Source organism: Hymenobacter rubripertinctus (assembly GCF_003583925.1).
Lineage (GTDB): Bacteria > Bacteroidota > Bacteroidia > Cytophagales > Hymenobacteraceae > Hymenobacter > Hymenobacter rubripertinctus.
In genome coordinates, this window is the sequence record NZ_QYCN01000100.1 from 1 (window position 1) to 1,545 (window position 1,545).

Below are 1,545 nucleotides of genomic sequence, written 5' to 3' on the forward strand. Positions count from 1 at the left end.
GCCCGCACGGGCCGGCGACCGGTACGCGTGAACTTTTCGAGGGCAGACTGATCAGCAGCCGGCAGGATAAAGGGAGTCAGGGGACGGGCCATATCATCTCAACTCCGACTCCCTTATTTTGTTGGCTAACTTACCTGACTAAGCACTAGCTACCACAGTTATGTAACCTTCTCCGCTCTTTCCATTAGCTTTAACCGATATGGTGCCATATGTGGTGTTGAGACCAGGGAATAAACGTATCGAGCCACCAGCAGAGACAGTATATGTATATTGAGGGTTGTAGTTAGTAATGGTGAATACACCACCAAGAATGTCGCAGCCATCCAGATCGGTAGGGTCTTGAATTGTTGGCATGGGTGGTGCTGTACCAACAACAGTCGAAGTAACGTAGGTTGAGCCATCAGGCAGTGTGACCGTCAACTGATATGTTGTTGTAGCACTTGGGGAAACGGTGATATTCAGTGTTGAAGGATAAGAACCCGAAAACGGGCCTGAATTTATAGAAGAAAGCCATCTGTATGTAGCCCCAGGAATTAAACATCCTTCCCCAATAGACACACCAGCAGAGCCTACACATGGAATATTAGGCCCGGCTGTAGGGACTCTAAAAATTTGCACATCATCGACGAAAAAATATGTGTTGAGAATGGCGCTATTGCGGTTGGGCAGTGGTGTTAGAGCAGTAGGAGAATCATTAAAAAGACCAATAGTTGCTACTGTTGCTCCTGAAGGCAAGTCAAATTGTCCAGAAATAGGAGCCTGACTCCAGTTATTGACATATGCCTGCCCGATCAAATTGCTACTCAATACTCCTGAGTTATTAGGTCGCAGGTAGCTACGCATCTGTACATTAGCGTCGGGCAATTGTCCAGTGGAAAATTGAATTCCGAATCCACTGGCAATTCCTTGGTTCGCTGCGTTAGTGTTGGAAGTGATGTTAACTCTTAGTTGTGCATAGTAATGGCCACTCCCTAAAGAAATAGGCGCACTTACATACTCAGAAACAGGGTCAAACGTACTATATGCCCGCCGGGCGAACAAACCGATACTTCCTGTTCCTATTGGCGTAAAGGGGCCGTAAACTGCAGTTGCAGGGACTACCATGGGATCAGTGGCATTTGTTGCGTAATAATCAGGTGTGCCACCTGTTGGCGAAGACCACTGTTGCAAATCAGAAAAGCCTTGTGGTGCATTCAGCCCACTGTGTGCCGAATATCCACCGTTGAGATTATTAATACGTGTGGGAACAAATTGCTGTGCTTCGAAATCCCCGTTGGGAGCAATATCACAAAGGCCATTGCGAAGTACGATGGAAGAAGATTGGGGTCTGACAGGCCCATCGGTGAGAATAATGGACTTCGATTTCTGCTTAGACTTTATATAGCGTTGAAAATACGGCTACTCTACCCTACTATTTTAGTGGGTTGTCCACGAGCAAGATAGCGACTAAATACATCCAGTAGGTTCAGAATTTTGCGTGCCAGCGGCTGGTCAGGGGCCGTATGTGGCCGGGTGAGTTGGCGCAACAGATTCAGGCCGTGCCGA

General features: G+C 47.6%; 1 protein-coding gene. It reads right to left on the minus strand.

Translation table 11 applies throughout. From position 1 onward, the window contains the following. Nucleotides 1–138: 138 nt before the first annotated feature. On the minus strand, nt 139–1,170 hold the full coding sequence (locus tag D0T11_RS22350) for a hypothetical protein (protein ID WP_147374803.1): 1,032 nt from the start codon (nt 1,168–1,170) through the stop codon (nt 139–141). Nucleotides 1,171–1,545: the final 375 nt, after the last annotated feature.